General features: G+C 68.2%; 26 protein-coding genes. 8 read left to right on the forward strand and 18 right to left on the reverse strand.

The genetic code is table 11. From position 1 onward, the window contains the following. Positions 1-35 precede the first annotated feature (35 nt). Both minD and minE read left to right on the forward strand, forming a co-directional pair. A complete protein-coding gene (minD, locus tag AC1DYD_RS02740; RefSeq protein ID WP_478171209.1) occupies positions 36-848 on the forward strand; it encodes a septum site-determining protein MinD in 813 nt (270 codons plus the stop codon). 2 nt (positions 849-850) lie between these two features. Next, positions 851-1,123, forward strand: coding sequence for a cell division topological specificity factor MinE (gene minE / locus AC1DYD_RS02745; protein ID WP_478171210.1), 273 nt, complete (start codon positions 851-853; stop codon positions 1,121-1,123). On the opposite strand, the gene AC1DYD_RS02750 is transcribed toward minE, so the two are convergent. After that, the gene (locus AC1DYD_RS02750) at positions 1,120-1,980 is read right to left on the reverse strand and encodes a protein kinase family protein (RefSeq protein WP_478171211.1); all 861 of its coding nucleotides are present in this window, start codon (positions 1,978-1,980) and stop codon (positions 1,120-1,122) included. The two genes, minE and AC1DYD_RS02750, sit on opposite strands and share 4 nt — an antisense overlap. A gap of 230 nt (positions 1,981-2,210) precedes the next feature. Between AC1DYD_RS02750 and AC1DYD_RS02755 the strand changes: the two genes are divergently transcribed. From AC1DYD_RS02755 to AC1DYD_RS02765, 3 genes are all read left to right on the forward strand, one after another. Next, entirely contained in the window at positions 2,211-2,393 is a 183-nt protein-coding gene (locus tag AC1DYD_RS02755; RefSeq protein ID WP_478171212.1) for a hypothetical protein, read from the forward strand. Between the two features lie 12 nt (positions 2,394-2,405). After that, a complete protein-coding gene (locus AC1DYD_RS02760; RefSeq protein ID WP_478171213.1) occupies positions 2,406-4,274 on the forward strand; it encodes a potassium transporter Kup in 1,869 nt (622 codons plus the stop codon). 686 nt (positions 4,275-4,960) lie between these two features. Then, positions 4,961-5,374 (forward strand): hypothetical protein, encoded by a 414-nt coding sequence (locus AC1DYD_RS02765; RefSeq protein ID WP_478171214.1) that lies wholly within the window; start codon positions 4,961-4,963, stop codon positions 5,372-5,374. On the opposite strand, the gene AC1DYD_RS02770 is transcribed toward AC1DYD_RS02765, so the two are convergent. After that, the gene (locus AC1DYD_RS02770; protein WP_478171215.1) at positions 5,358-6,005 is read right to left on the reverse strand and encodes a mannitol dehydrogenase family protein; all 648 of its coding nucleotides are present in this window, start codon (positions 6,003-6,005) and stop codon (positions 5,358-5,360) included. The genes AC1DYD_RS02765 and AC1DYD_RS02770 overlap by 17 nt on opposite strands. Before the next feature lie 704 nt (positions 6,006-6,709). Between AC1DYD_RS02770 and AC1DYD_RS02775 the strand changes: the two genes are divergently transcribed. The 3 genes from AC1DYD_RS02775 (at position 6,710) to AC1DYD_RS02785 (ending at position 7,760) form a co-directional block, all read left to right on the forward strand. Further along, entirely contained in the window at positions 6,710-6,988 is a 279-nt protein-coding gene (locus AC1DYD_RS02775) for a hypothetical protein (RefSeq protein WP_478171216.1), read from the forward strand. 79 nt (positions 6,989-7,067) lie between these two features. After that, entirely contained in the window at positions 7,068-7,220 is a 153-nt protein-coding gene (locus AC1DYD_RS02780) for a hypothetical protein (RefSeq protein ID WP_478171217.1), read from the forward strand. Between the two features lie 96 nt (positions 7,221-7,316). Beyond that, positions 7,317-7,760: a bacteriohemerythrin gene (locus AC1DYD_RS02785; RefSeq protein ID WP_478171218.1), complete on the forward strand. Its 444-nt coding sequence runs from the start codon at positions 7,317-7,319 to the stop codon at positions 7,758-7,760. A gap of 6 nt (positions 7,761-7,766) precedes the next feature. On the opposite strand, the gene AC1DYD_RS02790 is transcribed toward AC1DYD_RS02785, so the two are convergent. The 16 genes from AC1DYD_RS02790 to AC1DYD_RS02865 are packed head-to-tail and all read right to left on the reverse strand — an operon-like array spanning position 7,767 to position 25,507. Next, complete coding sequence (locus AC1DYD_RS02790) at positions 7,767-8,549, reverse strand: enoyl-CoA hydratase/isomerase family protein (protein WP_478171219.1); 783 nt, start codon at positions 8,547-8,549, stop codon at positions 7,767-7,769. A gap of 4 nt (positions 8,550-8,553) precedes the next feature. Then, positions 8,554-9,195, reverse strand: a complete 642-nt coding sequence (locus tag AC1DYD_RS02795; RefSeq protein ID WP_478171220.1) for a DsbA family protein — start codon at positions 9,193-9,195, stop codon at positions 8,554-8,556. After that, on the reverse strand, positions 9,192-10,862 hold the full coding sequence (locus tag AC1DYD_RS02800; RefSeq protein WP_478171221.1) for an AMP-binding protein: 1,671 nt from the start codon (positions 10,860-10,862) through the stop codon (positions 9,192-9,194). The genes AC1DYD_RS02795 and AC1DYD_RS02800 overlap by 4 nt, the downstream gene beginning before the upstream one ends. Before the next feature lie 33 nt (positions 10,863-10,895). Beyond that, positions 10,896-12,506, reverse strand: coding sequence for an acyl-CoA carboxylase subunit beta (locus AC1DYD_RS02805; RefSeq protein WP_478171222.1), 1,611 nt, complete (start codon positions 12,504-12,506; stop codon positions 10,896-10,898). Beyond that, positions 12,503-12,988: an acyl-CoA carboxylase biotin carboxyl carrier protein subunit gene (locus AC1DYD_RS02810; RefSeq protein ID WP_478171223.1), complete on the reverse strand. Its 486-nt coding sequence runs from the start codon at positions 12,986-12,988 to the stop codon at positions 12,503-12,505. Before AC1DYD_RS02810 ends, AC1DYD_RS02805 begins: the two co-directional genes overlap by 4 nt. A 19-nt stretch (positions 12,989-13,007) precedes the next feature. Beyond that, positions 13,008-14,480 (reverse strand): acetyl-CoA carboxylase biotin carboxylase subunit, encoded by a 1,473-nt coding sequence (locus tag AC1DYD_RS02815; protein WP_478171224.1) that lies wholly within the window; start codon positions 14,478-14,480, stop codon positions 13,008-13,010. After that, the gene (locus tag AC1DYD_RS02820) at positions 14,477-15,340 is read right to left on the reverse strand and encodes a TetR/AcrR family transcriptional regulator (protein ID WP_478171225.1); all 864 of its coding nucleotides are present in this window, start codon (positions 15,338-15,340) and stop codon (positions 14,477-14,479) included. Before AC1DYD_RS02820 ends, AC1DYD_RS02815 begins: the two co-directional genes overlap by 4 nt. Next, positions 15,337-17,142 (reverse strand): acyclic terpene utilization AtuA family protein, encoded by a 1,806-nt coding sequence (locus tag AC1DYD_RS02825; protein WP_478171226.1) that lies wholly within the window; start codon positions 17,140-17,142, stop codon positions 15,337-15,339. Before AC1DYD_RS02825 ends, AC1DYD_RS02820 begins: the two co-directional genes overlap by 4 nt. After that, on the reverse strand, positions 17,139-17,942 hold the full coding sequence (locus AC1DYD_RS02830; protein WP_478171227.1) for an enoyl-CoA hydratase-related protein: 804 nt from the start codon (positions 17,940-17,942) through the stop codon (positions 17,139-17,141). Before AC1DYD_RS02830 ends, AC1DYD_RS02825 begins: the two co-directional genes overlap by 4 nt. Continuing rightward, positions 17,939-18,874, reverse strand: a complete 936-nt coding sequence (locus AC1DYD_RS02835; RefSeq protein ID WP_478171228.1) for an SDR family oxidoreductase — start codon at positions 18,872-18,874, stop codon at positions 17,939-17,941. The genes AC1DYD_RS02830 and AC1DYD_RS02835 overlap by 4 nt, the downstream gene beginning before the upstream one ends. Positions 18,875-18,885: 11 nt before the next feature. Further along, entirely contained in the window at positions 18,886-20,082 is a 1,197-nt protein-coding gene (locus AC1DYD_RS02840; protein WP_478171229.1) for an ABC transporter substrate-binding protein, read from the reverse strand. 26 nt (positions 20,083-20,108) lie between these two features. After that, complete coding sequence (locus AC1DYD_RS02845; RefSeq protein WP_478171230.1) at positions 20,109-21,155, reverse strand: branched-chain amino acid ABC transporter permease; 1,047 nt, start codon at positions 21,153-21,155, stop codon at positions 20,109-20,111. Next, a complete protein-coding gene (locus AC1DYD_RS02850) occupies positions 21,155-22,027 on the reverse strand; it encodes a branched-chain amino acid ABC transporter permease (RefSeq protein WP_478090178.1) in 873 nt (290 codons plus the stop codon). The genes AC1DYD_RS02845 and AC1DYD_RS02850 overlap by 1 nt, the downstream gene beginning before the upstream one ends. Then, a complete protein-coding gene (locus tag AC1DYD_RS02855; protein WP_478171231.1) occupies positions 22,027-23,940 on the reverse strand; it encodes an AMP-dependent synthetase/ligase in 1,914 nt (637 codons plus the stop codon). The genes AC1DYD_RS02850 and AC1DYD_RS02855 overlap by 1 nt, the downstream gene beginning before the upstream one ends. Further along, entirely contained in the window at positions 23,937-24,719 is a 783-nt protein-coding gene (locus AC1DYD_RS02860) for an ABC transporter ATP-binding protein (RefSeq protein ID WP_478171232.1), read from the reverse strand. Before AC1DYD_RS02860 ends, AC1DYD_RS02855 begins: the two co-directional genes overlap by 4 nt. After that, positions 24,716-25,507 carry an ABC transporter ATP-binding protein gene (locus AC1DYD_RS02865; protein ID WP_478090181.1) on the reverse strand — a complete coding sequence of 264 codons (792 nt, stop codon included), beginning with the start codon at positions 25,505-25,507 and terminating at the stop codon, positions 24,716-24,718. The genes AC1DYD_RS02860 and AC1DYD_RS02865 overlap by 4 nt, the downstream gene beginning before the upstream one ends. Positions 25,508-25,574 lie beyond the last annotated feature (67 nt).

The following is a 25,574-nucleotide window of genomic DNA, read 5'->3' on the forward strand; positions in this document are numbered from 1 at the left end:
GAACAACTGAAACATACGAACGAAGAAGGAATGGCATGGCCAAAATTGTGGTGGTGACCTCGGGCAAGGGCGGCGTCGGCAAGACGACCACGAGCGCGAGCTTTGCATCGGGACTGGCATTGGCGGGCAAGAAGACGGCCGTGATCGATTTCGACGTCGGCCTGCGCAACCTCGACCTGATCATGGGCTGCGAGCGGCGCGTGGTGTACGACCTGATCAACGTGATCCAGGGCGAGGCCAACCTGCACCAGGCGCTGATCAAGGACAAGCAGTGCGACAACCTGTTCGTGCTGGCCGCCTCGCAGACCCGCGACAAGGACGCGCTGACCCAGGAAGGCGTCGAGAAGATCCTCAAGGACCTCGACGAACAAGGCTTCGACTACATCGTCTGCGACTCGCCCGCGGGCATCGAGACCGGTGCGCTGATGGCCATGCACTTCGCCGACGAGGCGCTGGTGGTGACCAATCCCGAGGTGTCGTCGGTGCGCGACTCGGACCGCATCCTGGGCATGCTGGGCTCCAAGACCAAGCGCGCCAAGGAAGGCGGCGAGCCGATCAAGGAGCACCTGCTGATCACGCGCTACAACCCGAACCGCGTGGCCGGCGGCCAGATGCTGTCGCTGGAGGACATCCAGGACATTCTCCGGATCAAGCTGATCGGCGTGATCCCCGAGTCCGAAACCGTGCTGCAGGCCTCCAACCAGGGCGTGCCCGCGATCCACGACACCGGCACCGACGTCTCGCAGGCCTACAGCGACGTGGTGGCGCGCTTCCTCGGCGAAGACAAGCCGATGCGCTTCGTCGATGCCGAGAAGCAGGGCTTCTTCAAACGAATCTTCGGAAGGTAGCCATGTCCCTGTTTTCCTTTCTGCTCGGCGAGAAGAAGAAGACGGCGAGCGTCGCCAAGGAACGGCTGCAGATCATCCTGGCGCACGAGCGCAGCGGCCTGGGCGCCAAGCGGCCCGACTACCTGCCCGAACTGCAGCGCGAGCTGATCGCCGTGATCTCGAAGTACGTGTCGATCAAGGCCGAGGACATCAAGGTGCACCTCGAGAAGCAGGACGACCTCGAGGTGCTCGAGGTCAAGATCGAGCTGCCGGACGCGCTGGCGGCACGCGGCTAGGCCTTCATCCGCGACCTGCCGCGATGCTTGTCGCAGGTCAATGAGTCCCTCGCGCGGGAGGGCTGGCTAGCCTTGTGTCTTTCAATGACGCGCCAGGCATCCCAGTCGAACAACCTGCCGCCGTCCCTTACGCCATCGCGCGGCAGGAAGCAGTTCCAGACGTGCGCGTCGCCCTGGATGATTGTCATGTGGCGATGCGTTTGGTAGCGTGCGGCTAGGCGCGGCGCGGCTTCGAACAAGTGCTCGTAAAGCGCACGTCGATCCTCGGAAAGCCGATCGCCCATTTCGTCGGCGAAGCGCGCAAACTGCGCCATAAGGTTCTTTGTCGCTTCATCGGAAGCGCTCGCATCCTGCCAGGAGCCGACCGTGACGCCGAGTCGCGGGTTGTCCCACCACGCAGCCTGGAATCGGGCTCGCGTGCGGACGATGGCCTCGCACTGCGCAAAGGTGGGTGGCAGGGGCCAGCGCGTCGCAACGGCGTGCGAGTCTGTGAGGTCTTCAAGCAATAGATGCCAGGTGCCCGTGTCGGCGTTCCATTGGGCGTCGAAGCAGTGCGGCGCGATGTCCGCGGGCATCGCAGGCGCAAGTTCCCGATAAAACGCGACCTCGTGCCGGCCGCCAAACCACGGTCCGCCGTGGCGGTCCGCTAAGCCGGCTTTCAAGATGAGCGTTGCGGGCGCACCGGCAGCCGCGTTGGCATAAACGAGGCGCAACCTGAAGATGTGTGAAAGCACGGTTGCGAACGAAGCCTCGATCGACACGCCGGCCACGCGACCCCCGTCGAGTGCCCCGGACTTGAGCAGCGCCTTGGTGAGGCACGCAGGTTCGGCGGCTTTCGGCAGTGAAGGATTCGTCATACCGAATTGTGATCTGCGTCGGAACGGCTACTCCGGGGCGTCGGGATTGAATGTCCGTTCCTGGCGCATCCTGCCACATCCGCGTCGGCGCCAGCGGGCCCATTGCGGATGAGGAGCGCCAGCGTCATGCGGGCTGAAGTACGACTGAACTTTTACGCGCACAGCAGCGGTTTTTATGATTTTTTTACGAGTGCAGCCATACGCTTTCGGCATCCCAAGCATCCATCAATATGAAACACGAATTCGAAAAGGCTTTGCTCGCCGCGTCTGCCGCCCGCATGGGGCAGTCAGTCAGGAATTGTTCAGCAATGCGCAAGAGCATCGAGCGATCAGCGTGGCGAGTTCGCGTGCAATTGATCGATTCCAACCTCGCGATTCGCGCGAGCAACACCGGCCCAAGCGGTTCGGACTGAGGCGCTGCTGCAATGAACGGATCTCGCTCCTCCCTTGCGGCGCTCAGCCTCGGCGCCATCGGCGTGGTGTATGGCGACATCGGAACATCGCCGCTGTATGCGTTCAAGGAGGTGTTCGCCAGCGGCCAAGTGGCGGTCACGCCCGACAACATCCTCGGCATCCTGTCGCTGTTCTTTTGGACGCTGACGATCGTCGTCTCCATCAAGTACGTCGGCCTGATCATGCGCGCGGACAACCATGGCGAAGGGGGCCTGATGGCGCTGCTCGCGCTTGCTTCTCACTCGGTCCACGATCGGCCGCGGGTTCGGCGCGCGCTGATGGTTTGCGGCATTTTCGGGCTTGCCCTGTTCTTCGGCGACGGGGTGATCACGCCGGCCATCTCGGTGCTTTCAGCCGTGGAAGGCTTGGAGATCGTGACGCCGGCGGCAAAGCCCTATGTGCTTCCGATCTCCTTTGCCGTGCTGATTGCGCTGTTCCTGGTCCAGAAGCATGGCACGGCACAGATCGGGCGCTACTTCGGCCCGATCATGGTGCTCTGGTTCCTGACCATCGCGCTGTGTGGCCTCATGCCGGTGCTGCGCAATCCGTCCGTGCTGTGGGCCCTGTCTCCCCACCACGCCCTGCGATTCGGACTTGAGAATATGCGGCTCGCGTTCGTGCTGCTCGGCGCCGTGTTTCTGTGCGTCACCGGTGCGGAGGCCCTTTATGCCGACATGGGGCACTTCGGCAAGGCTCCGATCCAATGGGCCTGGTTCGGCCTGGTGATGCCTGCGCTGGCGCTGAACTATTTCGGCCAAGGGGCCCTGGTGCTCGCCGATCCGAAGGCGATCGAGAACCCGTTCTTCCTGATGACCCCGACCTGGGCGTTGATCGGAATGGTCGGTCTTGCCACCGCCGCCACCGTCATCGCCTCACAGGCGCTGATCTCGGGTGCGTTCTCGGCCACCAAGCAGACCATTCAGCTCGGCTATCTGCCGCGCATGACGATCCTGCACACGTCGGAGCACGACAAGGGACAGATCTACGTCCCCGCGGTGAATCTGGCGCTGCTGGTCGGGGTGGCGCTGGCGGTGGGCATGTTCCACTCGTCGTCGGCACTCGCCGCGGCCTATGGGATCTCGGTCAGCCTGGTGATGGTGATCACCACCGCCATGACATTCTTCGTCATCCGCTATGGCTGGGGCTATCCGTTGCCGCTGTGCATCGCAGCCACCGGATTCTTCATGGTGATCGACATCCTGTTCTTTGCGTCGAACCTGCTCAAGATCGCGGAAGGCGGCTGGTTCCCGCTGCTGTTGGCCGCCGCGCTGTTCATCATCCTTGCGACCTGGAGCGACGGCCAGGCCATTCTTGCCGGCAAGCGGAGCGCCGAGGCGCTGGACCTGAAGGAGTTTCTGGAGCTCGTCACCAGCGATCCACCCACCCGGGTTCCGGGCACCGCGGTATTCCTCACCGCGCAACCGGACATGGTCCCCAATGCATTGCTGCATAACCTGAAGCACAACAAGGTACTGCACGAGCGCAACCTGTTCGTGACCGTGCGCACACACGAGGTCCCGCGGCTGCCGCCCGACCAGCGCGGGGAGGTCGCCCGGATTTGCCAGGACTGCTGGCGAGTGGAGCTGGACTTTGGCTTCATGCAGAACCCGGACGTGCCTGGGGCGCTCGCACATGTCATGCGCGGCAGCCTTCCGTTCGACCCCATGACCACGAGCTACTTCCTTTCTCGCGACATCGTGGTGCCGACCGTCGGCGACGGCATGGCCGACTGGCGCGAGAAGATCTTTGCCACCATGCATCGCGGCGCGAGCGCGGCGGCCGAGTACCTCTACCTGCCCAATAATTCGGTCGTCGAACTCGGGTCGAAGGTGGAGATTTGAATCGTGGATCGCTAACCAGGCGCTTCTGACTGCGTGGTCCATCGCCCGCGCCGAGAGGACTGCCCGCCGCCAAATCGACTCACCGAGTTCCTCATGCTCCTCGACCGCCTTCGCGGCATCGCCAAGGGCCATGAAAGTTACGAGCTCAGCCTCTCATTCCTGAGCGAATTGGCTTCTTTGACACGTTGCGAGGTGGTATCGGAAGCCCGCAAAAGGACGTGCAGACGACGTGCTCCGCGCGATGAGATCCTCGGAGGTCGGCCTCACCGGGTGATGTGGGGAGGCCCTACACGTCGAACCCGAGTAGTCGCGGCGAAAGCCGTTGGCCGCATTGATCCTCTTCCTCAATGACCGCTTTCGAGCATCGGGTCTTCCGCATGCAGCGATCACCGATCAACCCCTGCTGCGACCGCACCTCACGCCCTGGCTATACTTTCTCGGTCACGTCAAAAAAGGCGTGACCGGGTTTAGCAGCCTGAAGCAGTTCTGCGACGCAAGCCGCAGCCACTACCGCAGTAGTCCTGCGGCTTCGTCGTTCGTGCCCCATTTTTGGCGGCTCGAGCGGGGAGCCGCGAGGCTCGCCGGTTCTCGCAAGAGCTGCCCGGTCTGCTAACCCGTTCGAGTCGCCGCCATCGTTTAGCAGCGGTGCGGCGGTTTGTGCAAACCGCAGCTCTTGGAGTCCACTCATGGCTCGTCCCGCCCCCGCCCCCGCGAAACCTCGCAACATCCGCGTCCGCACCAAACCTCCCCCAGCCAAGAAGGCCCGCAAGCCAAAGGCCCAAGGCCCAGGAATTCCGCTGCCCGACCGCCTGAGCAACATCGCCAGCCTCGCTTTGGACGTCTCCGACGAACTCAGTGAATTGAAGGAGACGTACCGCGCCTTTGGCTGCCTCGAAAGCCTGCTCGTCCCCGTCGAGATCCAGCGCAGTGACGAGTTCTACGTCACCCCGACCGAATTGCGCGCCCTGGTGGCGCTGGTGCACGCCGAGTTCGGGCGCCGCATCGATGCCGTCGGCCTTGCCGTTGATGCGCTCCAGACGGCAAGCTCGACGCTTCGCACCGCGCAAGCCAAGGTGCAAACGATCAGGGCGAAACCGTGACTTCGTTGCGCGCCGCTGCCAGGCCGGCAGACTCGATGCGGCGCAGCCAATGGACCACGCGCGGCGCCCAGCGCGCGTCTTCCGCGCAGCCAGCGGGCCAGATGGTTGCCACCGACAGCAGCGCATGTACGCCTTCGGCATCGCCCGCATGCTGGCGGGCCAGCGCCTGCAGGGCAGCCGCCTGCGGGTCCGAGATGTCGTAGGCGCGCCCGGCTTCGTCTTCGCCCCGCAAGTAGCGCATCCAGGCCGCGCAGGCCAGTGCCAGGGGCTCCAGCTCGCGTCCCGCCGCCAGGGCATCGACGAGCGGCGGTCCCCAGCGCAGCGGGATCTTCAACGAGCTGTCGCTCGCAATCTGATGCACGCGGTGACGCAGGTGCGGATTGGCAAAGCGCTCCAGCAGCGCGTCGCGGTAGGCGGGCAGCCCGGGCCGGCTCAGGCTGGGCATGGCCACGCGCGACATGAAGGCGTGCACGAAGCGCCGCACGCCGGGCTGGGCGATGCCATCGGCCACGGTGGCCCAACCCTGCACGGCTCCGATCATGGCCAGCGCCGTGTGGCTGCCGTTGAGCATGCGCAGCTTGGCGTCCTCGAAGGGTTTGACGTCCTCCCAGATGGCGTACTTCGCCGTCACGGCCGGCCTCGGCCAGGGCGATGTCGATGCTGTCCTTGTGGACGTCCAGGCCAGCGTACACAGTGGCCGCGGTGGTGGTAGATTGACTCATGGCCCGTCTCCTTGCTCGTTGACACGCTGTCCGCCCCTCGGGGTGCAGCGTTGTGGCTCGGCGCACCCACGGTGCGCAATCCACGGTAGTCCCGGAGACGGGCCACCTCAACGGCTCAAGCCATTCTGTCTAGACCTGCGATCGCTCCGATGTCAAACCCGGCGCGCCTCTAGCCGCACCGTGGAGTGCCCCTGAACGTGCGGGAGGCCGATCGCCATGTCGGCTTCAGACTGACTGCCGTCGTTCGCCTTCGCCTGTCGAATGTCGGCGGCTGACGAAACCAGACCTTGGCGTCTTTCCTCGCGAACGGCCGGTCTATCTTCGGAACTTGACCTTTGCCGACATCGCCGATGAATTCGGCTTGGGCGGCAACGGACGATCAGGACGACATCGTGCGCGGACGACAGCTTCCGCACCTCGCGAATTGAAGCTTCGGGCCCAGACCCGACTTACAGCGGACCCCAGGATCGCCGGGTGCAATCTGTTGATTGACCGCGCCGCACAAAATGTCAGAATTTAGTGTTACTTTTGCAAGGGACCGACGGCGATGGCATCAGAGACCGCGCCGTGTCGTACATCACGAGCAGCGCGAGTCTCGTCACCGGAGGTCAAAATGGACGCATTCGTTTCATTTCCGCACCCCATACTGGCTGACTGGTTCCTGACCATTACCAAGGTGCGCTTAGCGGATGGGGAGTCGATCCTCTATGTGGGGGAGATCTCGTACAAGGACAAGCCACTTGGCCGAATCACTTCCGCCGGCAGCAAGGCAAATGCAGACCTGGTCAGCCAGTTCGAGAGGTGGGTGAGTGACTACGTGGTGTCGACCGCCAACCTGAATCGACCTGTCGTAGATGGCGACCCGCGCATGGGGGAAGCACTTACCGGGTGAAAGTCCTGGCACCCGTGCCGGCTGGCTCTCGGGGTTTTCGTCGATCGGCCCAAACGTCTTCGGATTGGAACCCTCGCCCGTGGGCCGCGATCGCGATGTGGCAGCGATGCGTGAGGCGGTCCATCAGCGCCGCAATCATCGTCGAGAAAGGCCTTTCGTCGTGCATGGCATCGAGGACATCGGCACGCTGCCGGTGTCGTATCTCTCTGTCGTCTTCAGCTTGCGCAGCTAGGCCTTCGTTCGCGACCTGCCGCGATGCTTGTCGCAGGTCAATGACGCCCTCGCGCGGGAGGACTAGCCTTGTGTCTTTCTATCCAGGAGAGAACACATGTCAGCCTCGGATCGGTCCGGCGCACTGTCGCTCGACTTGCCTTTCATGGACCAGGCCCGCGAGGCCTTCGTCGCGCGGCTGGCGATCGCCGACGCCGCCGACGACGCGCAACTGCCGGCGGCCTGGCGCGAGGTGGTCGCCTGCACCGCCGCGAACTTCGCCCGCGAGGATCTCTGGATGCAGACCACCGGTTTTTCCTCGCGCAAGGACCACATGCTGCAGCACCGGGTGGTGCTGGAGGTGATGCGCGAAGGCATCGTCCAGGCCGACGAGGGCCGCCTGCTCCAGGTCCGGCAGATGGTGTGGCAGCTGCGCGACTGGCACAGCAAGCACGTGCAGACCATGGACGCCGCGCTGGCGCTCCACCTGCGCGGCGTGCGCTTCGACCCCGCGAACGGGGATCGGGGGCCGGGCAGCCTGGCGGCGGCGGCGCGCGCCTGAGGGCGGCTAGGACCCGTTGAAGACCGGCTTGCGCTTGCCGATGAAGGCTTCGCAGCCCTCGTGCGCATCGTCGCTGTCGAACACCAGGCTGATCATGGCGCGCTCGTATTCGAGCGCCGCGTCGATCGGCATGTCGGCCCCGTGCAGCATCGACTTCTTGAGCAGGCGCAAGGCCACCGGGGATTGCTCGGCGATGCGCCGGGCCAGCGCCATCGCCTCGCCCTGCAGCCGCTCGGGCGCGACCACCGCGTTGACCAGTCCCATCGCCAGCGCCTCGCGCGCCTCGATCGGATCGCCCGCGAACATGAGCAGCTTGGCCTGGCACAGGGGCAGCTGGCGCATCAGGCGCTGCGAGCCGCCGCCGCCCGGGAACAGGCCGAGCTTGATCTCCGGCAAGCCGATGCGCACGCCCTCGCCGATCAGGCGGATGTCGATGCACAGCATCAGCTCCATGCCCCCGCCGAGCGCCCATCCGTTGACGGCCGCGAGCGTCGGCTTCGGGCAGCTCTCGAAGCGGCGGAACACGCGTTGCACCACGGCGCCGAACGCCTGGTAGTGCGCCAGCCCACGCCGGCTGTTCAAGTCCTTGATGTCGCCGCCGGCGACGAAGGCCCGATCGTCGGCCCCGGTGACGACGATGGCGCGCACCGCATCGTCGGCCTCCAGCGCGGTCAATGCTGCCTCCATGGCGAGCAGCATGGGCAGGTCCAGGGTGTTGAGCCACTGGCCGCGGTTGAAGCGCATGACGCCGACGGCGCTCTCGACATGGATCAGTACGGGATCGGACATGCGATCAGGCTCCTTGTGCGTGGGGGGCCGGCGGCAGGCGGCCGTCCAGCCAGGCGTCGATCTGCGGCAGGCGGTCGACGCCGAAAAAGGCTTCGCCATCGATCACGATGAAGGGCGAGCCGAAGACACGCTGGCGCACGGCCTCTTCGACCTCCTGGCGAAGCAGCTCCCTCGCTTCGGTGCCCCCGAGCCGGTGCTCGACATCCTTTGCATCACCGAGGGCGGGCGCTGCCTCGCAGGCCCAGCGCGCCACCTGGCCCGCGTCGTCGAGTGCCGCCCCGTCGCGGAAGTAGCCGCGCATGGCCACCCGGGCGAAGCGCACGGCGGCCGCGGGTTCGCTGCGGTCGAGGAGATGGAAGGCGCGCGCAGCATGCGGCGCGATCGCGGGAAAGCCATCGGGCAATCGGAAAGGCACACCGAGAAAGCGCGCCGAGCGTTCGAAGTCGCGCCACATGTAGGCGCGCTTGGTCTCGCTGGCCAGCGGCGCCGGCAGGTCGAGCGCCCGCAACACCGCGAACAGCAGCACCGGCCGCCAGCGAACGCTGCGCCCGTGCCGCGCGGCCAGCGCATCGATCTTCTCGGACATCAGGTAGCCATAGGGCGACGCGAAGTCGAACCAGAAGTCGATCGGTGCCTGCGCGCTCACGTCGATGTCCCGGCCAGCGCCGGACTCGGGCCGGGGGTGGCGCCGCGCTTCTTCAGGGCCCGCAGGTCGCGCATGCCGGCCAGGCCGCGCGGATCGATGCCCGGCGGGAAGATCTGGTGCTTCTGGATCTTCTGCGTGGCGGTGGTCGGGATGCGGTCGGTCACCCAGACCCAGCCCGGCGCCTTGTAGTAGGCCAGCTTCGCGTGGCAGAGATCGAACAGCGCGCGCACCGCGGCATCGACATCCGCGCCGGCCTCCGGGCGCAGCACGACGCAGGCGAGCACCTCCTCCTCCCGGACGTCGTCCGGCAATGCCAGCACCGCCACCTGGTCGACCCACGGATGCGTCTGCAGCAGCGCCTCGACCTCGGCCGCGGCGATGTTCTCGCCCGAGCGCCGGATGATGTTCTTGCGCCGGTCGACGAAGTGCAGCATGCCGTCGGGCGTACGCCGGACGATGTCGCCGGTGTGGAACCAGCCGCCGCGCCACGCCTGCTCGGTGGCGCCGGGATCGTCGAGGTAGCCGCTGAAGAAGTCCTTGCGCGGCGTCGCGGCCGAATGGCGGATCAGCATCTCGCCGTCGGTGCCGTCGGCCACATCGATGTCGGCGTCGTCGACCACGCGGACCTCGAGCCCGGGCTGCGCGCGGCCGAAGGCCCGTGTGCCGACCCGGCGCGGCGCCTGGTTGTCGACCAATGCGCGCGCGATCTCGGTCATGCCCCAGATCTCGATCAGCGGGAAGCCGAAGCGCTGCTCGAAACTCGCATGCCGCTGCGGCTCGACGCCCGCGCCGATGGCGAAACGCACGGCGTGTTCGCGGTCCAGCGGGCTCGGCGGCTGGCCCAGCAGCATCGGCACCACCACGCCCAGGTAGTGCACGACCGTCGCGCGCGATTCGCGCACCTCGGTCCACCAGCGTGAGACATGGAAGCGGTCGGTCTGCACCTGGCAGTTGCCCTTGAGCATCGCGCAGTAGAAGGAGAAGATCGACGCGTTCACGTGGAACAGCGGCAGCGGGTTGTAGATTCGCTCGCAGCCCTCGCCGAAGTCGGCCAGGCCGCCGCGCGTCGCGTACCAGGCGCCGAACGCGAGCTCGCTGCGGTGCGACAGCACGCAGCCCTTGGGCCGGCCCGTGGTGCCGCTGGTGTAGAGCACGCTGGCCGGGGTCTGGCCGTCGGGCGTGGTGGATGCGGCGGCTCGCGCCGCACGCGGCAGGCCTTGCTCGAAGGCATCGAGGCGCACCACGCCCGGCCGCTGCGCGGCCTCGGCCAGCGCGGCCTGCAGCAGATCGTCGAGCGCCGCGACGACGACCACCAGCTCGACCTTCGCATGGTCGATCACGAAGGCCAGCTCGCCTGCCCGATGGTCGGGATTGAGCGGCACGCAGCACACGCCCAGCGCGTTCATCGCGAGCTTGTGCAGCAGGTGCTCGGGCCGGTTCTCCAGCAGCAGGCCGATGCGGTGGCCGACGCCGTAGCCCGCGGCGGCATAGGTTCGCGTCAACGCCTGCACGGCCTGCGCCGCGGCGCGGTAGCTGATCTCGACACCTTCGGCCGCGTAGGCGCGCGCGGGGTTGGCGGGCACGGCCAGGAAGACCTTGTCCGCATACCTGTCCGCGGCCCTGGAGAAGGTGTCGCCGATGGTGCTGTTGTCGTCGATCGCGATCATGTTCCGTCGTCTCCTTCTTCGCCGCGCGGCGGCTCAGAGCCTGAGCACGCCGTAGCCCACGTCGTCGCTGAACGGCGCGTTCAGCGAGGCCGCGATCGCCATGCCGAGCGCATTGCGCGTGTCGACCGGATCGAGGATGCCGTCGTCCCACAGCTCGGAGGTCGAGTGGTACGCATCGCTCTCGGCCTCGAAGCTCTTGAGCACCGGGTCGCGGATGGCCGCGATCTCCTCGTCCGACAGCGCATGGCCGTTGCGCTGCAGCTGGCGCACCTTCACATCGGCCAGCGTGTTGGCCGCCTGCTCGGCGCCCATCACCGCGATCTGCGACTGCGGCCACATCCAGAGGAAGCGGCCGTCGAAGGCGCGCCCGCACATGCCGTAGTTGCCGGCGCCGAAGGACCCGCCGACGATCACGGTGAACTTGGGCACCGTGCAGCCGACCTGCGTCATGATCATCTTGGCGCCGTCCTTGGTGATGCCGCGCTCCTCGTACTCGCGCCCGACCATGTAGCCCGTGATGTTCTGCAGGAAGACCAGCGGCGTGCGGTCGCGGTCGCACAGCCGCATGAAGTGCGCGGCCTTGAGCGAGCTGTCGTTGAAGAGCACGCCGTTGTTGGCCAGGATGCCGACCTTGCAGCCCCAGATGCGCGCATAGCCGCAGACCATGGTGGTGCCGTAGTCCGGCTGGTACTCGTGGAACCGGCTGCCGTCGACGATGCGCGCGATCACCTCGCGCATGTCGAAGCCGGTCTTCCAGTCGGTCGGGATGATCCCGTAGAGTTCCTGCGGGTCGTAGTGCGGCGGCTCGGCCTCGATGCGGTCGATCGCCTGCTTGCGGCCGGGCGTGGTCTGGGCCAGGATGTCGCGCGCGATCGACAGCGCATGCGGCTCGTCGTCGGCCGCGTAGTCGCAGGTGCCCGAGACCGTGGTGTGCATCTGCGCACCGCCCAGCGCCTCGGCCGTGACCACCTCGCCGGTCGCCGCCTTGACCAGCGGCGGCCCGCCGAGGAACACGCCGCCGTTGCCGCGCACGATCACGCTGTAGTCGCACAGCGCCGGGATGTAGGCGCCGCCCGCGGTGCAGTGGCCAAGCACGACAGCGATCTGCGGCACGCCCATCTTCGACAGCGTGCACTGGTTGCGGAAGATGCGGCCGGCCGCATGGCGGTCGGGGAACAGCTCCGACTGCAGCGGCAGGAAGCCGCCCGCGCTGTCGCAGAGGTGGATCACCGGCAGCCGGTTCTCGATCGCGATGTCGAGCGTGCGGACGATCTTCTTGATCGACAGCGGATACCAGGCGCCGCCCTTGATGCTCGGATCGTCCGCATGGATCATCACCTCGCGGCCCTGGACGATGCCGATGCCCGAGACCTGCCCCGCACCATGCACCTCGCCCTCGTACGCGCGGTTGGCGGCCAGTGCGCCGATCTCCAGGAACGGCGTGCCCGGGTCGAGCAGCAGATCGAGCCGCTCGCGCACGGTCAGCTTCTTCTGCCGGTGCAGGCGCTCGATGTCGCGTTCCGGTCGCTCGTAGCGCGCGCTGTGCAGCTTGCGGCGCAGCGCATCGACGCGTTCGGCCATGGCCGCGTGGTTCTGCCGGAAGCTCGCGCTGCCGGTGTCGATCTGGCTCTGGATGCGGCTCATTGCGATGGCTCCTGCGTGCGCACCAGCACCGCGCCGCGCTGGAAGGTCTGGCCGACCGCCAGCGGCAGTTCGGCCACCACGCCGTCCGCCGCGGCGCCGATGGTCATCTGCAGCTTCATGCTCTCGATCACCAGCAGCGCATCGCCTTGGCGCACCGCCTGTCCGAGCGTGGCCTGCAGCGAGACGACGACGCCCGGCATCGGTGCCAGCGAGGCGCCCGCAACGCCGGCCGCGGCACCGTTGCTCGAGCGGGCGGGATCGACGCGGTCCATGCGCCAGGCCCGTCCCTTGAGCTGCACGTAGACCGAGTCGCCGTGCGCCACGGCATTCAGGCGCTCGCTGCGGCCGTCGACCGTGGTGACGAAGCTGCCGCCGCCGGCGGCGCGCACCGCGAGCCGGACATCGTCGACTTGCACCGCTTCGGCGTGGGCGTGGACGCGGTGCCGCACCGCGGGCGCATGGCTGAACAGGAAGGTGGTCATGAATGAGGCCTAGTGAAGATCAGTTGCGCCAGGCACCCATCGAGGCGTAGGGCTCGGGGACGGTGCGGGCGGCGCGGTCGGGCGCCGCCGATGCGGCGACTGCCAGCAGCGCGTGGCGCTCGCCATCGGTCAGCGCGGCCGGTGCCAGCGCCTCGCGATGCCGTTCGAGGAAGCCGGTGTCGGTCTCGCCCTGGGCGAAGGCCGGATGCTGCAGCACCCGCGCCAGGAAGTCGTTGTTGATCGTGACGCCCAGCATCGTGGTCTCGGCCAGCGCCGTGCGCATGCGGGAGATCGCGAGGCGGCGGTCGGCGCCGTGCACCACGAGCTTGGCGAGCATCGAGTCGAAATCGGCGGTCACGGGCGCGCCTTCGGTGACACCGACGTCGAAGCGCACGCCCGGCCCCTGCGGCGCGTGCAGCAGCAGCACGCGGCCGGTGTCCGGCACGAAGCCGGCGTCCGCGTCTTCCGCCAGGATGCGGCATTCGATGGCGTGACCGGCGCTCGTCACCTGCGCCTGCGCGATGCCCAGCGCTTCGCCCTGCGCCACGCGCAGCTGCAGCTCGACGAGATCCAGGCCGGTGACCATCTCGGTCACCGGATGCTCCACCTGCAGCCGCGTGTTCATCTCGAGGAAGAAGAACTCGCCCTCGGGCGAGACGATGCATTCGACCGTGCCCGCGTTGACGTAGCCCGCCGCCGACGCCAGGCGCACGGCCGCGGCGCAGATGCGCTCGCGCAGCGCCGGCGGCAGCCCGGGTGCCGGCGACTCCTCGATCAGCTTCTGGAAGCGGCGCTGGATCGAGCACTCGCGCTCGCCCAGGTGGATCACGTGGCCGTGGCTGTCGCCGAAGACCTGCACCTCGATGTGGCGCGGCCGCTCGACGAAGCGCTCGGCGAACAGGCGGCCGTCGCCGAAATAGCGCTGGCTCTCGGCGCGCGCGATGTCGATGGCGGCGGCCAGTTCCTGCTCGCGCCGCACGATCTGCATGCCCTTGCCGCCACCGCCCGCGGCGCCCTTGATCAGGAGCGGAAAACCGATGCTGCGCGCGCGCTCGGCAAAGCTCGCAGGGTCGTCGGCCTCGTCGGCCGAGGGCGTGACCGGCACGTCGTGCTGCACCGCGAAGCGGCGCGCGCTGATCTTGTCGCCCATCAGCTCGATCACGCCCGCGGGCGGACCGACGAAGACCAGGCCGGCATCCGCCACGGCCTGCGCGAAGGCCGCGTTCTCCGACAGGAAGCCATAGCCCGGATGGATGGCGTCGCAGCCGCTCTGGCGCGCGGCGCGGATCATGGCCTGGGCATCGAGCCAGGCCGCGACCGGCGGCTCGCCGAAGACCTCCACCGACCCGGTGGCGGCGAGCAGCGCGGGGCCAGCGCGGTCCTGCCGGTGCCAGGGGACCACGGTCTCGATGCCGAGACGGCTGGCCGTGCGCACGATGCGCAGCGCGATCTCGGCGCGGTTGGCGATGAAGAGCTTTCGGATCGGGGTCATGGGAGGTCTTTGCGTCGCTTCGCTGTCGGGGCTGCGGGAGCCGGCGGCAGCACGCCGCCGGCCACGATCCGTTCGAGCCGCGCGAGACGGGCCTCGATGTCGCCGTTCGCGCGCTGGGCCGCAGCGGCCGTGCCGGGCGCGAGGTCGAGCGCGGCTTCGCGCGTCATCAGCATGCCGCCCAGCAGCATGGCCGTGCAGCGGTCCGCGGTGGCTTCGATGTCGATGCTGCCGCGGCCGTACAGCTGCGACCACATGCGGTGCTCGATGCCGCCGTAGAGCATGCTGCGGATCAGCTCGACGTCGGTGTCGGCGGGCAGTTCGCCCTCCTCCACCGCCTCGCGCACAGTGCGCACCAGAAAGGCGGTGTAGCGCACCTGCAGGTCGTGCAGCACCGACTGGAAGTAGTCCGGGCTGGTGCGCACCTCGTGCAGCACGATGCGCGACAGGCCCGGCTCCTCGACGTACACGCGCAGGTGCCGCCAGACCAGGAAACGCAGCCGGCTGCGGAAGCCATGGATGCGCGCGAAGCCATCGGCGATGTCCTGGATCAGCGGCTCGTACATGCCGCGCAGCACCTCGTTGAGCAGGTCGCGCTTGGTCGGGAAATAGGTGTAGACCAGCCCTTCGACGACGCCGACGCGGGCCGCGATCTCGGCCACCGAGGAACGCTCGAAGCTCTTCTCGAGGAACACTTCGCGCGCCGCGGCCAGGATCTCGGCCGCGCGGCGCAGCCGGCGTGGCGTCTGCTTGCCGGCGGCGATGGGGGCCGGGGATTCGCCCGGGATCGCGCCGGGCGAACCCGCCGCGTTCGGGCTGCCTTTTCTGGCAGGTGCTTTGGACTTTGTGGCTGTGGATTTCATGAAAGGCTTTGTACCAAGTCGGCCGGCACGTCGAGTTCCAGGTCGAGCAGCATCTGCGCCAGCGCCTTGCCCTGCGGGTCGTAGCGCAGCGAGGCGATGCCGCCACCGCCGAGCGCGTTCTCGAGCGTGAAGTTCAGCGCGTGAAAGCCGGGCAGCGGGTAGCGCCTGACGCGGCCCTTGGCCACGTGCGCGAAGTAGGCCGCGACGGTGTCGGCGTCGAGCGCGCGCAGCAGCCATGCATAGGCTTCGGGCGAGCGTGCGATGACGCCGATGTTGGCCATGTCGCCCTTGTCGCCGCTGCGCGCATGGGCGATGCGGATCAAAGGGACACGCACGGTGTCGGCCGCCGGCGCTCCGGCCGGCCGCTCCTCGGCGGCATCGAGCGCGGCGACCGGCTGGCCGAGCTGCAGCTCGTCGAAGGGCAGCGCCTGCCCGTCGAGCGAGACCCGTGCCGGCACCGCCGCACGGTCCACCTGCAGCGAGAACAGCCGCACCACCGGCGAAGGCGACGGCCGGCCCGCGGCGAAGCCCGTGATGCCTTGTGCCATGGAAGTCGCCGACGGCGCGATCTCGCGCGCCAGCAGCTCGAGCGCGGCGCGCGATGCATGCCGCGCGGCCAGCTTCAGCACCACCTCGCGGCTGTGCCGCGTGCGCGCATGCGGGCCGTAGGTGCTCTCCGCACCCAGCACCTCGATGTGGGCTTCGCTGAAATCGGCCAGGCCGCGCTCGGCCAGCAGCCGCCGGCAGCGCGCCAGGATCGCCTCGCCCACGCGTTGCGCCTTGCGTGCCGCTTCCGGCCCGCCGATCATCAGCGTGCCCAGCAGGCGCCAGCCGTCGGCATGGGTGGCGCTGGCCTTGTAGCTGGGCGGCGCCGGCCGGCCGCGCGCGCCGCTGACGCGCACGCGATCGGGCCCGTCCTGTTCGAGCCGCACCTCGGAGAAGTCGCAGCACACGTCGGGCAGCAGGTAGGCGCGCGGGTCGCCGATCTCGTAGACGATCTGCTCGGCCGCGGTGGCGGGGATCACCAGCCCGCCCGTGCCGGGCGGCTTTGTCAGCACGAAGCTCCGGCCGTCGGGCGGGCATTCGACGATCGGGAAGCCCATGTCGTCCCAGCCGGGCACCCGCTCCCAATCGGTGAAGAGGCCGCCGGTGGCCTGGGCGCCGCATTCGATCAGGTGGCCGGCCAGGCTGCCGGTCGCGAGCCGGTCCCAGTCCTGCCAGCCCCAGCCGAATTCATGCACCAGCGGCGCCAGCGTGACCGCGCTGTCGACCACGCGGCCGGTGATCACGATGTCGGCCCCGGCCGCCAGCGCGGCGACGATCGGCTGCGCGCCAAGGTAGGCATTGATGCTGAGCAGCTCGGCCGGCATCGGTGCGCCGCTGAACATCTCGCGCGTGCCGGCCGCGCGCAGTGCATCGGCCTGGCCGGACAGGTCGTCGCCCTCCACCACCGCGATCCGCAGCGCGATGCCCTGGGCTTCGAGTTCCTTCTGCAGCGCCAGCCGGCAGGCGGCCGGATTGACGCCGCCGGCGTTCGACACCACGCGGATGCCGCACGCACGCAGCTCGGGCGCGAGCGCCGCCACCACCCGCACGAAATCCGGCGCATAGCCGGCGTCGGCCGACTTGGCCTTGGCACGGGCCAGCAGCGACATCGTGATCTCGGCCAGGAAGTCGAAGACCAGGTAGTCGATCTCGCCAAGTCGCACGAGCTGCGAGGCGCCGCTCTCGGAGTCGCCCCAGAAGCCGCTGGCGCAGCCGATGCGCAGCGGACGGGTTCGGCGTTCAGGCAAGGTGTTCATCGTCCGGGCCACTCCGGCGCGCGGCGTTCGGCAAAGGCCTTCATGCCCTCGCGCGTGTCCTCGCTCTGCGACAGCACGGGCAGGATGGCCTGCGCGAGATTCAAGGCGTCGTTGAAGGACAGGTCGGTGATCGCGCCGATGGCGCGGCGGCCGATGCGCAGCGCGACCGGCGAATTGGCCGCGAGCTTGGCCACCAGTTCGTCGACCGCGGCATCGAGCTCCGCGGCCGGCACCACGCGGTTCACGATGTCGAAGCGCTCGGCATCGCCGGCCGGGAAGCGATGCGCGAGGAAGCACATCTCGAGCAGCCGCCGGCGCGGGATCACGCGCATCAGCAGCGGCAGGATCATCATCGGGAACACGCCGACGCGGGCTTCGGTGGTGCCGAACATCGCGCCCTCGGCGGCGATCGCAAAGTCGCAGGCGCAGACCAGGCCCAGCCCGCCACCGAAGGCGCCGCCATTGACGCGCGCGATGATCGGCAGGTTGCAGCGATCGAGCGCACGGAACAGTTCGGCCACCGGATTGTCGAAGCGGCCGGGCTCCAGCGCGAACGGCGAGCCGTCGGCGGTCGGCTTGAGCTGGCCGCCGGCACAGAAGGTCTTGTCGCCGGCGCCGGTGAGCACGATGGCGCGCACGCCTTCCATCGCCTCGGCCTGGCGCAGCGCCTCGGTCAGCGCGACCATTACCGTGTCGGTCATCGTGTTGTGCGCCTCGGCACGGTCGATGGTGATGCGGCAGGCGGCGCCTTGCCGTTCGACCCTGACCTGTGCCGGCGTCGGATGGGTGCTCATGCTCATGGGGTTTCCTCGTCCTCGCCCGGCAGGTCGTCGAAGGTGGCCGGCGGCTGGTACTGCGGGAAGCCGTCGTAGGCGAAGCTGCGCGCCGCCGGTTCCAGCTTCCAGGTCGGCCGTGCCGTCGGCACGCCGCCATCGACGCGGATCACGGCGCCGCTGATGAATCCCGCGGCCTCCGACAGCAGATAGACGACGGCCGAGGACAGTTCGGCCTCGGTGCCGAAGCGCTGCAGCGGCACCTTGTTGCGCAGCCCGCGCAGCAGGTTGCGGTAGTCCTCGTCGTAGGTGTCGATGCCGGCCGAGGCGATCCAGCCCGGCGCCACCGCGTTGACCCGCACGCCGGCATGCCCCCACTCGCAGGCCGCGGTCTCGGTCAGCGTCAACACGCCGCCGCGCGCCGCGCCCGAATGGCCCATGCCCGGCAGCCCGCCCCAGATGTCGGCCAGCATGTTGACGATGCTGCCGCCGTTCGCCTCCATCCACTGCACGAAGCATTCGCGCGAGAACAGGAAGGTGCCGTGCAGGTTGTTGCGCACCACCGCATCCCAGCCCTTGAGCGAGATGTCGCGCAGCCGGGCCGGAAACTGCCCGCCGGCGCAATTGAAGAGCCCGTCGAGCCGGCCGTGCCTCGCAATGACCTCGGCCACCGTCGCCTGGACCGCCGCCTCGTCGCGGATGTCGCAGACATGGGTCGTGACGTCGCCTGCGCGCTCGGGGTAGATGGCGGCGATCTCGGCCGCCACCGCCTCGAGCTTGCCCGACTGCCGCCCGACCAGCGCGAGGTGCGCGCCGAGGCTCGCGAGCTCGTGCGCGGTGCAGCGGCCGAGCCCGCTGCCGCCACCGGTGACGACCACCGTGCGGCCGTCGAACAGGCCGGGACGAAAAGCCGAACGGTAGCGCTCGGTGCTGGCGGAAGAAGAGGCGGCGCTCGACATCGGATGAAGGCTCAGTAGGCGACGAAGTCGGTCAGCGACTTCACGGTGCCGCTCTGCGGATCGGTCTGGAACAGCTTGATCGGCATCACGGCCTGGCCCTTCGGGTTGTCGAAGGAGACCGGGCCGCTCAGGCCGCCGATCTTGTAGTCGTGCAGCTTGTCGAGTTGCGCGATCACGCAGGCGCGCGTCACGTTGGCGCCGCAGCGGCGCACGCCCTCGGCGAAGACCATCGTGCCGACGTAGCCGCTCACGGTGTAGCGGTTGAAGTTGGCGTAGTCGTCGGCGCTCAGGTACTTCTTGGCCGAACCCATCAGCGCCGCGCCCGCCGGGTCGTAGTTGGAGGCGTAGTAGTCGGGGATCAGGTACTGGTAGCCCGACGGCGCCGCCAGCTTGACGGCAGCCGGCAGCTGGCCGGCCCACAGCGTGCCCAGCGTCACGTCCATGTCGAGGCGCCGCAGCTCCGACATGATCGAGGCCGACTCGGTGGTCAGCGTGCCGAGGTAGAGCGCGTTGACGCCCTTGTCCTTGAGCGTCAGTACCTCGGCCGAGAAGTCCTTGGCCCCGCGCTTGAAGGAGATCTCGGCCACGCTCGAGAGGCCGAATTCCTTGACCGCCTTCTGGTAGCCCGCGAGCAGGGCTTTGCCGAAGTCGTCGTCCTGGTAGAGGATGCCGAACTTGGCGCCCTTCTTGTTCATCTTCTCGACCATGTAGCGGACCGGCACGTAGCCGGCATAGTCGTAGTCGGGCCCGATCATGAAGACGCTGGGCCGCCGCGGCGACACCACGGCCGGATTCGGCGCCATGTGGACGATGGTCGGGATCTTCGCCTCCTCGATCGCCGGCAGCATCGCCACCATGTGCGAGCTGCCGGTGGTGCCGGTGATGCCGAACACCTTGTCGGTGTCGATCAGCTTCTTGACCGCCGACACCGAGCGCGCCGGCACGTAGCCGTCGTCCTCGTAGATCGCGCGCAGCTTGCGGCCGTTGATGCCGCCGGCGGCGTTGATCTCGGCGATGGCGAGCTTGGAGCCCGCCGCGCCGGCCTTGCCGATCAGCGAGGCCGGGCCCGACATCGGCTGCACCTCGCCGATCAGGATCTCGCTGGCCGTGACGCCGACGTCCTGCGCCTGCGCGCCGGCCGCGGCCGCGAGCATGCCCGACACCGCCAACGCACGCACCACCATCGCCTTGCCTTCTTGCTTGCCCATCGTCGTCTCCTGTTGTGATTCGGTTGTCATTGGGACAGCGGCCACTGCACCCAGAAGCGCTTGGCCTTGCGCCAGATGCCGGCCAGTCCCTCGGGTTCGAGCCGCAGGAACAGCAGGATCACCACGCCGTACATCAAGCCCTTGACCTCGTAGATGCGGTCGGCCATGAGCGTGCGCACGCCGTCGCCCGCCGCTTCGAAGCCGAAGTTCAGCAATTCGGGCAAGAGCAGGATCAGCGCCGCGCCCAGGATCGCGCCATGGATGCGGCCCATGCCGCCGACGATCACCATCGCCAGCGCCTCGATGCTGATCAGGACGCTGAAGGTGTCGACATTGACGAAGCGCGTCTGCAAGGCCACCAGCGCGCCCGCGACGCCGGTGTAGAAGGCGCTCACCATGAAGGCCAGCAGCTTGTAGCGCATCAGGTCGATGCCCATGGCGCGCGCCGCGATGTCGTGGTCGCGCAGGGCCAGCCAGGCGCGGCCGATCCGCGAGCGCATCAGGTTCAGCGTCGCGAACACCGCCAGCACCAGGAAGAACAGCGCCGCGTAGTAGAAGCGCTGGTCGCCCTTGAACGACACGCCCAGCACGCTGAGCGGCTCGACCGGCATGCCCGCCGAACCGCGCGTGATGCCCTCGGCGAACAGCACCACGTGGCGCACGATGAAGGTAAAGGCCAGCGTGGTGATCGCCAGGTACAAGCCCTTGAGCCGCAGCGAGGGCACGCCGACGATCAGGCTGGCGAGGGCCGCGACCAGCCCCGCCAGCGGAATCGCCAGCAGCGACGGCACGCCGTAGTCGGTCGTCAGGATCGCCTGCGCGTAGGCGCCGATCAGCAGGAAGCCGGCATGGCCGAGCGAGATCTGGCCGGCCACGCCCGACAGCAGATTGAGCCCGAGCACGCCGACCGAGACCACGAAGATGCTGGTCAGCATGTTGAGCCCGTGGGCGCCGAACCAGGCCGGCGCGATCAGCAGCAGGCCGAGCCCGGCCAGCGCCCAGCACCAGGTGACGCGCTGGGGAGCCAGGGCGACCAGGCCGGCATAGGAGGTCTGGTAGGTTCTGCTGCGCATCAGACTCTTTCGATTTCACGTTGGCCGAACAGGCCGTAGGGCTTGACCATCAGCACCACGATGATCAGCACGAAGCCGGCGATCTCCTTGAGGCCGCGCCCCAGGTAGCCGCCGGCGAGGTTCTCGAAGACACCGATCACCAGCCCGCCGAAGGCGCCGCCGACCACCGAGTCGAGGCCGCCGAGGATGGTCGCCGGGAAGCCGCGCAGGCCCATCTGCGAGATCTCGGGCTCGAGGCTGAACATCAGGCAGAACGCCAGGCCGGCGAAGGCCGCGAACACCGCCGACAGCGCCCAGGCGACGGCGCTGATGCGTTTCACGTTGATGCCCATCAGGAGCGCGGTGGTCTCGTTGTTGGAGGTCGCCCGCATCGCGATGCCGATGCGCGAGCGCGAGAAGAAGAGCCACATCAGGCCGCACAGCACGGCCAGCGAGACCAGCGCGAAGATCTGGCCCGGATAGAGCGCAAGGCCCGCGAACCGGATCACGGCGTTGCCGAAGGGGCGCGGGAAGGCGGTGGGCTCGACGCCCCAGATCAGGATCACGGTGGAGCGGATCACCACCGCGAGGCCGATGGTCACCATCACGCGCGAGAACATCGGCTCGCCGAGCATCGGGCGGATGAAGATGCGCTCGATCGCCAGGCCCAGCAGCACCGACACCGCGAGCACCGCCACCAGCAGCGGGCCGAAGCCGATGCCCGGGATGGTGGCCAGGCTGAAGCTGATGTAGGCGACCAGCATCATCACCTCGCCTTGCGCGAAGTTCACCATGCCGGTCGCCCGGTAGACGATGGCGAAGCCCATCGCGACCAGGCCGTAGAGCGCGCCGATCACCAGGCCCGAGGTGACGAGGTTCAGGAAGTAGTTCATCAGGCCGTCGCTTTCTCGGCGCCGTAGATGTGCGCGACCTCGGCCGCGAACTTCTGCTCGATGACCCGCCGGCGCACCTTCATCGTGGCCGTGAGCTCGCCGTCGTCGTGGTCGAGCTGCTTTTTCAGCAGCGCGAACTTGCGGATGCTCTCGACGCGCGAGAAGCGTTCGTTGACGCGCTTGACGTCGTCGGCGATGAGCTCGCGCACCGCCTCGAGCTGCGCCAGCGTCTCGTAGGTGGTGTAGGCCATGCCGCGCTCCTGCGCCCACTTGCCGACCGTGTCGAGGTCGATCTGGATCAGCGCCGAGACGAAGTGCCGGCCGTCGCCGAGCAGCACGGCCTCGCTGATGTAGAGGCTTTCCTTCAAGGCGTTCTCGATCAGCGAGGGCGTGATGTTCTTGCCGCCGCTGGTGATCAGGATGGCCTTCTTGCGGTCCACGATCTGCACCTGCCCGGTGGCCTCGTCGAGCTCGACGATATCGCCGGTGCGCAGCCAGCCGTCGTCGAAGGCGGCGCGCGTGGCCGCCTCGTCGTGCAGGTAGCCGTTGAAGACGATCGCGCCGCGCAGCTGCAGCTCGCCGTCGGCGGCGACGCGCTGCTCGACCACCCCCGGCAGCAGCGGGCCGCACCAGCCCAGGCGCGACAGCGCCACGGATTGCGAATGGCTGGCGCCGCTGGTCTCGGTCATGCCGTAGATCTGGTAGATCGGCACGCCCAGCGCGCGGAAGAAGAGGATCACCGAGGGCGAGATCGACGCGCCGCCGGTCATCGCGACCCAGGTGCGGTCGAGCCCGACGCCGGCCAGCAGGTTGCTGAACACCGTCACCCGCAGCAGCCAGGCGACGAAGGCGTCGCGCCGGCTGACCGCGCGGCCGCCGTTGGCGATGCTGCGTTCGGCGATCGGCGTGGCGATGGCCATCGCCTTCGTGAAGGCGCGCCGCGCGATCGGCCGCGCATCGCGCGACTTGATGAGGATCTCGTACTGCAGCTTTTCCCAGATGCGCGGCACGCCGAAGAAGAAGCTCGGGCCGATCTCGCGCAGGTTGTGGGTGACGGCGTCGATCGACTCGGCGAAGTTGACGATCGAGCCGTAGACCAGCTGCATCACCGGCGACATCAGGCGCTCGGCGACATGGCACAGCGGCAGGTAGCAGACCACCGTGAGCGGCCTGCCGGCGAAGCCCTGCACCGCACCCAGCGCCGCGGCGTCGGACACGATGCCGGCGTGCGAGAGGCGCGCGCCCTTGGGCATCCCGGTGGTGCCCGAGGTGTAGACGATCAGCGCATCCTGGCCGGCATCGAGCGCATCGAGCACGGCCTCCCAGGCGGCGCTGCGGCCCTCCTGCTGCGCCAGCGCGCGGCCTTCGGCGAGCGCCTGCGCGAACGGCATCAGCATCGGCTCGTCATAGTGGCGCAGGCCCTTCCAGTCGACCGTGAGCACGCGCTCGAGGTCCGGCAGGCCGCCGTCGCGTCGCATCGCCTCGAGCACCTTGTCGGTCTGCTCCTGGTCGCCGCACACCGCCACCTTGGCGCGGCAATGGCGAACGATGTACTGCAGCTCGGGCCAGGGGTTGGTCGGATAGATGCCGACCGTCACGCCACCCAGCGATTGCGCCGCCAGATCGGCGATGAACCACTCGGGCGTGCCGTCGGAGGCAATGACCAGTTTGTCGCCGGCACCGAAGCCGGCCCGCTGCAGGAACAGCGCGAAGGCGCGCACCTGCTCGAAGTAGCCGGACCAGGTCGTTCCCTGCCAGATGCCGCGCGTCTTCTCGCGGAAGGCGATGCGCTCGGGCGTCTGGCGCGCGCGATGACGCAGCAGGCCCGGCATCGTCGCCCGGCCCTCGGCCACGCCGGGCGGCAGTGCGGCATCGGCCAGCACGCGGTGGTCGGAGGTCTGCGCCGGCTTCATGCTGCGACGGGCGCGGCAACGCCCAGGTAGGCCGCGATGACGGCCGGGTCGGCCGCCACCTCGGCGGGTGTGCCATCGGCGATCTTGCGGCCGAAGTTCAGCACGCAGACGTGGTCGGAGATGTCCATCACGATGCCCATCTCGTGCTCGATCATCATCACCGTGACATTGCGCTCCTCGCGGATATCGAGGATGAAGCGGGCGATGTCCTCGGTCTCCTCCTGGTTCATGCCCGACACCATTTCGTCGAGCAGCAGCAGGCGCGGCTGCATCGCCAGCGCGCGCCCCAGCTCGACCCGCTTCTGCAGGCCGTAGGAGAGCGTGCCGACCGGCAGGTCGCGGATGGTCTCGATCTCGAGGAACTCGACGATCTCCTCCGCGGTCTCGCGGGCCGCGATCTCGGCGCGCCGCGCGGAACCCCAGAACACGGCGGCGCCCAGCACGCCGGTGGTGAGCCGCGCGTGCAGGCCGGTCAGGATGTTGTCGATCACGGTCTCGTGCTTGAAGACCGCGAGGTTCTGGAAGGTGCGTGCGATGCCGCGCTTCGAAAGGCTGTGGGCCGGCGCGCCCGCGATGTCCTCGCCGTCGAAGACGATCCGTCCCGTGCTGGGCGCGAGCAGGCACGAGATCAGGTTGAACAGCGTGGTCTTGCCGGCGCCGTTGGGCCCGATGACGCTGAAGATGTGGCCGCGCTGCACTTGCAGGTCGATGGCCGACAAGGCCTCGAGGCCGCCGAAGCGCTTGCCCACGCCCTGCAACTCGAGCAACGCCGCGCTCACGAGAGCCACCTCTTGCGCCGCTTGTAGTGCTTGATCTCGCGCATGCTGCGGCGCTGGCCGCCGGCCTGCACGCCCAGATAGAACTCCTTCACGTCGTCGTTCGCGAGCAGCTTGGCGGGCGTGTCGTCGAGCACGATCCGGCCGCGCTCCATGATGTAGCCGTAGTCGGCGAGCGAGAGCGCCAGCTGTGCGTTCTGCTCCACCAGCAGCACCGTCAGGCCGCGCTCGTCGCGCAGGCGGCGAATGATGTCGAAGATCTCCGCGATGACCTGCGGCGCGAGTCCGAGCGAGGGCTCGTCGAGCAGCAGCAGCTTCGGCTCGCCCATGAGCGCGCGGCCGATCGCCACCATCTGCTGCTGCCCGCCGGACAGGTAGCCGGCCACGCGATGCCGATGGGCCTCGATCGCGGGGAACAAGGCGTAGATGTTGGCCAGCGCCTGGGATTCGTCGGTGCCGGGCCGCAGGTAGCCGCCCATGCGCAGGTTCTCCTCGACCGTGAGCGTGTCGAACAGCCTGCGGCCTTCGGGCACCTGGACCAGCCCGCGCCGGACGATCTCGTGCGGCGCGCAGCGTTCGAGCGAGGCGTTGTCGTAGCGGATCGCACCGCCCGTGATCTCGCCGTCTTCCGGATAGAGCACGCCGCTGATCGCCTTGAGCACGGTCGACTTGCCCGCACCGTTGCTGCCCAGCAAGGCGACGATGCGGCCCTGGTCGAGTTCGAGCGAGACGTCGCGCACGGCCTCGACCGCACGGTCGTAGAACACCTGCAGGTTGGTGATGCTCAACATGGGCAACGGCCCCGGCCGAACGAGGGATGGTGAGATTCCAAGGCTTGTCTCCGCGCCGGTCGTGGCG

Source organism: Variovorax sp. P4_B11 (genome assembly GCF_056402355.1).

Excerpts from the sequence above, each read along its gene's own strand:
- minD (WP_478171209.1), top strand. The coding sequence starts at position 36 with ATGGCCAAAATTGTGGTGGTGACCTCGGGCAAGGGCGGCGTCGGCAAG.
- minE (WP_478171210.1), top strand. The coding sequence starts at position 851 with ATGTCCCTGTTTTCCTTTCTGCTCGGCGAGAAGAAGAAGACGGCGAGC.
- AC1DYD_RS02750 (WP_478171211.1), bottom strand. The coding sequence starts at position 1,980 with ATGACGAATCCTTCACTGCCGAAAGCCGCCGAACCTGCGTGCCTCACC.
- AC1DYD_RS02755 (WP_478171212.1), top strand. The coding sequence starts at position 2,211 with ATGAAACACGAATTCGAAAAGGCTTTGCTCGCCGCGTCTGCCGCCCGC.
- AC1DYD_RS02760 (WP_478171213.1), top strand. The coding sequence starts at position 2,406 with ATGAACGGATCTCGCTCCTCCCTTGCGGCGCTCAGCCTCGGCGCCATC.
- AC1DYD_RS02765 (WP_478171214.1), top strand. The coding sequence starts at position 4,961 with ATGGCTCGTCCCGCCCCCGCCCCCGCGAAACCTCGCAACATCCGCGTC.
- AC1DYD_RS02775 (WP_478171216.1), top strand. The coding sequence starts at position 6,710 with ATGGACGCATTCGTTTCATTTCCGCACCCCATACTGGCTGACTGGTTC.
- AC1DYD_RS02785 (WP_478171218.1), top strand. The coding sequence starts at position 7,317 with ATGTCAGCCTCGGATCGGTCCGGCGCACTGTCGCTCGACTTGCCTTTC.
- AC1DYD_RS02790 (WP_478171219.1), bottom strand. The coding sequence starts at position 8,549 with ATGTCCGATCCCGTACTGATCCATGTCGAGAGCGCCGTCGGCGTCATG.
- AC1DYD_RS02800 (WP_478171221.1), bottom strand. The coding sequence starts at position 10,862 with ATGATCGCGATCGACGACAACAGCACCATCGGCGACACCTTCTCCAGG.
- AC1DYD_RS02805 (WP_478171222.1), bottom strand. The coding sequence starts at position 12,506 with ATGAGCCGCATCCAGAGCCAGATCGACACCGGCAGCGCGAGCTTCCGG.
- AC1DYD_RS02810 (WP_478171223.1), bottom strand. The coding sequence starts at position 12,988 with ATGACCACCTTCCTGTTCAGCCATGCGCCCGCGGTGCGGCACCGCGTC.
- AC1DYD_RS02815 (WP_478171224.1), bottom strand. The coding sequence starts at position 14,480 with ATGACCCCGATCCGAAAGCTCTTCATCGCCAACCGCGCCGAGATCGCG.
- AC1DYD_RS02820 (WP_478171225.1), bottom strand. The coding sequence starts at position 15,340 with ATGAAATCCACAGCCACAAAGTCCAAAGCACCTGCCAGAAAAGGCAGC.
- AC1DYD_RS02825 (WP_478171226.1), bottom strand. The coding sequence starts at position 17,142 with ATGAACACCTTGCCTGAACGCCGAACCCGTCCGCTGCGCATCGGCTGC.
- AC1DYD_RS02830 (WP_478171227.1), bottom strand. The coding sequence starts at position 17,942 with ATGAGCATGAGCACCCATCCGACGCCGGCACAGGTCAGGGTCGAACGG.
- AC1DYD_RS02835 (WP_478171228.1), bottom strand. The coding sequence starts at position 18,874 with ATGTCGAGCGCCGCCTCTTCTTCCGCCAGCACCGAGCGCTACCGTTCG.
- AC1DYD_RS02840 (WP_478171229.1), bottom strand. The coding sequence starts at position 20,082 with ATGGGCAAGCAAGAAGGCAAGGCGATGGTGGTGCGTGCGTTGGCGGTG.
- AC1DYD_RS02845 (WP_478171230.1), bottom strand. The coding sequence starts at position 21,155 with ATGCGCAGCAGAACCTACCAGACCTCCTATGCCGGCCTGGTCGCCCTG.
- AC1DYD_RS02850 (WP_478090178.1), bottom strand. The coding sequence starts at position 22,027 with ATGAACTACTTCCTGAACCTCGTCACCTCGGGCCTGGTGATCGGCGCG.
- AC1DYD_RS02855 (WP_478171231.1), bottom strand. The coding sequence starts at position 23,940 with ATGAAGCCGGCGCAGACCTCCGACCACCGCGTGCTGGCCGATGCCGCA.
- AC1DYD_RS02865 (WP_478090181.1), bottom strand. The coding sequence starts at position 25,507 with ATGTTGAGCATCACCAACCTGCAGGTGTTCTACGACCGTGCGGTCGAG.